3 protein-coding genes are annotated in these 3,825 nt (G+C 63.9%); all 3 read right to left on the bottom strand.

Features of this window, described 5'->3' with window-relative positions; translation table 11 throughout:
• On the bottom strand, window positions 1-277 hold a 277-nt coding region (locus HPY83_19610; GenBank protein ID NPV10154.1), incomplete at its 3' end, for a twin-arginine translocation signal domain-containing protein.
• 69 nt (window positions 278-346) lie between these two features.
• Window positions 347-2,545: an alpha/beta fold hydrolase gene (locus HPY83_19615; GenBank protein ID NPV10155.1), complete on the bottom strand. Its 2,199-nt coding sequence runs from the start codon at window positions 2,543-2,545 to the stop codon at window positions 347-349.
• A gap of 157 nt (window positions 2,546-2,702) precedes the next feature.
• A partial coding sequence (locus tag HPY83_19620) for an extracellular solute-binding protein (protein ID NPV10156.1) occupies window positions 2,703-3,825 on the bottom strand: 1,123 nt, incomplete at its 5' end.

Genomic DNA, 3,825 nt, shown 5'->3' on the forward strand with positions numbered 1-3,825 from the left:
CCTCCTTCTCCACCACCCGCTCGATCACCTGCGGCGTGGGCGTCGCCCCGCAAGCCGACAACACCGCTCCTCCCCCCACGCCCAGGCCCAGCAACCCCATGAACCGCCGTCTGCTCAAGTTCGCCATGTCCCTGCCTCCTTCAATGTGAGACTCGCGATGCCCGATAAGCGACCCACACCGTTCCCCATGAGCGCCCCCTTGCGTCTCATTGCCCTGCGCTTGCGCGCACCGATTGACCCAGGAGCTACGTAATGGCCCCCCCGCTGCCACAACCATGGCCACGGTCTAGGCCCTTGTTTCGGGGTGCGGATTGCTCGCACTTGCCCGAAGGCCGTTGGCTGGGCACTAGCCGGCCCAGCCGCTCATCCAATCCAGTACCGGCTCCAGCACTTGCAGGCTGAGATGGTTGTAGTCCTCAGGGACAGCGTGGGTAAGGTTCCCTTCCGCACCCAGCAGCCGGTAGATCGCGCGCGCTCTGTCAATGGCAGCGGAGACATCAGATAGACGAGCCTCTCGGTCCAGCTCCGGAGTCACCACCAGAAGGGGCCTGGGAGCGTTGCAGGCGATCAGGTGTTCCAGGTCGTACGGCACAGCTGCCTCATTGCCCACAAACCGCCCCAGCCGCGTCAGAAGCATGTAATCCCGGGACCAGCGACTGAGCCCGCCAGTCTCACTCGTTTCGCCGTCACGTCGGAACGGCTGTGGGGGGCAGACCACAGCCGTGGCCGCTGGCCGCTCGTCCAGCGCCGCCACGTGCAACGCCAACAAGGCCCCCATACTATACCCCAGCAGGCAGATTCCCCCACCGTCCACATACGGCAGCCCGAGCAAGGCATCCAGGGCGTCCTGACAGTCGCGTACCATCTTCCCTAGGAGAGACCACTCTGGGTGGCGCCGGTAGAAGCTCTCCGCCTCCTCGACCCGCCTTCCGAAGCCGATCTGGTCGAAGCAGAAGGTGACGTAGCCTTCCTGCGTTAGCTTGTTGAACACCTGCTGGCCATGGTGATACCCGGCCACGTAGCCATGGGAGAAGGAAAAGGGATGCAGCCAGAGAACCGCTGGAGCCTGCGCCCCCGAGTCTGCCAGACCTGAAGGCGTGAACACGTCGGCGCTCACGTATTCCCCGAAGTTGACCTGATGCTTGTCCACCCCTTCGTCTGGCTCGTCGCGCCGCAGAAGCATGGCCGTGTGGCGAGGCTCGATGCCATAGGCAGACTCGGCACCGGCAGCGCGGGGAGGCGACTCCCCCAGTGCCCACGACACCCCAGCCAGAATCTCGGCCCGCCTCAACGCCCAGTGGGCCTCGTCTAACAGAAGGCATTCTCCCAACGCCGGCGACGGTGTAGGGGGCGAGGACGCTACCGCGACCGCCCCGGCCGTGGCCTCGTCGCTAGCCGGGTAGACTAACCTTCTCTGTGCCCTCCGCAGCCGCCGGCCTAGGTGACCATCGCACCAGTCGAGGTAAGCCTCAATCACGGTGGGCGAGGTCTCGTGACCGCCAGGCCGCCACATGATCTCTAGCTTCTCCTCGGCACCGAGGAAGCGGTAGGCCCTCCGGGCCGACTCGAAGGTCTGCTGGATGGCCCACGTGCTTTCGCAGGCGTCGTTGAGAGCCGTGCTAAGCAGACAGGGCCGAGGAGCACAGAGAGCCACCAGGTAATGGAAGTCCATTGGCAACTTGTGCTCTCGGCCTATGAAGAAGCGTAGCCGAGGATGGAACCAATCCGGGAACCGCAGGGTGCCGAGCTCGATACCCTCGCCGAAATGCTGGGAGGAGAACAGCCTGGCCGTGCATGCACCCCCCTCGCCGGAACTGCTGGAGATGACGGCGGCGAAGCGGTCATCGAAGGCCGCCGCCATGAGCGACTGCTTTCCGTTCCGGGAATGCCCCGTGATCACTACCCGCCCCGCGTCCGCCTCAGGGACGGTTTCCAGGTAGTCGAGACAGCGACTGGCCGCCCAAGCCCGGCGCCGAAGGCGGGCCCAGTCGTAGCCGGGGAAGGCATCAAGAAAGGAGTCCGTGTCATCCCGCGAATCAGAGCCGGCGTAGATGCAGGCCAGATATCCCCGCCGGAGCGCAATCAGGCCCCAAGGCCGGTGATTATGTTGAGTCATGAACACCGGGTGTGGCCCCTCACCGTCCGGGATTAGCAGTTCCAGCCAGAGCGAGCCTCGCTGACCCTGGCCGAAGCGCAGCCTGACCTCTCGGCTCAGGGCACGGCCCTCCTGCCGCTCGCCAAGGACCTCTGCCTCAATGCTCGGCGTCCCTAGTGGCGTGCTACCGAGGGCCCACCGAGTCAGCAGGTCCCGCATTTCCTTCCTGCGCTTCTGCCACTGCTCGACAGTGCGCACTTGACCTGAGCCTGGAGAGCCTCCCAGCAGCAGAGGGTCCGGCAGCCCAGCGCAGGAGGGCATGGCCTCGAAACCTGGTGGCAGCTCTCCCGACTCGGCCAGCCAGCTCTCCCAGGGCGGGCTGGGCACCAGGATCCGACGCAGTTGCTCAAGGTATGACCGGCGTCTCGCCTCTGAGGACTGCTCCGTCACTATCACCTCCCAGCGTTGGGCAGCTCTACCTCGTGCCCAGCGGAGCCGGCGACCGCTCTGAGAAATGGGCTTCGATGGCTCTTCCGTGGCAAGCCAGTGCGGCGCCCGGAGTGGCGCAGATGCCCACCTCGGGCGCCCACCCGCCTAGGCGATTCCGCTAGTAGTTTGTCGGCAACTCCCCTATCTCCAGAAGCTCATTGACGCCGGCGGCGATGCGTTGGCAGGCCTCCGCTACTGTCATCTCGTCCTTGGTCTGCGGGTTGTAGATGATGTCATAGTACTTGGAGACAATCTGCCACATCTCGGCCCAGTACTTGGTCACCGGCTGGGGAATGGCGAAGTCCATCGAGCGGATGAAGACATCTTCGTTCTCGGGAGTGTCGGGCCGGTTGAAGGCATCCGTGTAGGCCACGCTCGGCCTGGCCGGCATGGCCCGCCCGAGCATGCTGATCCGGGCCTGGCCCTCGTTGCTGAGCATGTACCTGATGAAAGACCAGGCCGGCTCTTTCTTGAATGCTGGGGCTGCGCTGGCGATGGCCCAGCCGTCGAAGCTTTGCTGCGTCCACCGGTTGCCCAGGCTGTTCTTGGGGTGCAGGAAGCAGTCCCAGTTCACCAAGCGCTCGCCCTCAGCGGTGCTAGCACGACGAAGCTGGGGAAAGTACCAGGGACCGCTCATCTGGGCCCCGATCTTGCCGGAAGTGAACATGTCCACTCCGCTCAGACCCACCATGTCCTGGCCTTCAAGGGGACAGAATCGGTCCTCGAAAATCCACTTCCATATCACCTCATGGGCAGCGATAGAGGCAGGGGAATCCATGGTGCACCGTGTCCTGTCCTCATTCAGGTAGTCCGCCTCCATGTTCGATAGAGTCCATAGGAATGATGTCTTGGCACCCCGCAGTCCCGCGATAGCAAAGCCCGCACGCTCTAGGCCTCCGTCGGGGCGCAGGACGCGGATTCGGTCCATCGCCTCGACCCAGTCGTCAATGGTCCAGTTTTCGCCATTCTCCTCCGGGATCTTGGCCCCAGCAGCCTCAAACACGTCCAGGTTCATGAACCACGCGGTGGGACCTCCCTCAGCTGGCATGGCGTAGCGGATACCCTGGTTCACCTTCTGGGCTTCCGCGTCCCACATGAAGATCTCCTGGACTCCAGGGAAGAAGTCGTCCAGATTGAGCTCAGCAGCGTCCCTTTCCACCAACGGATCCATGTCCATGTACAGCCCCTTGTCCGCATACTTGGGCAAGGGCTCCTCCTGAATGAACATCACATCCGGAGGA

It is taken from the genome of Anaerolineae bacterium, from assembly GCA_013178015.1.
Taxonomy (GTDB): domain Bacteria; phylum Chloroflexota; class Anaerolineae; order DRVO01; family DRVO01; genus Ch71.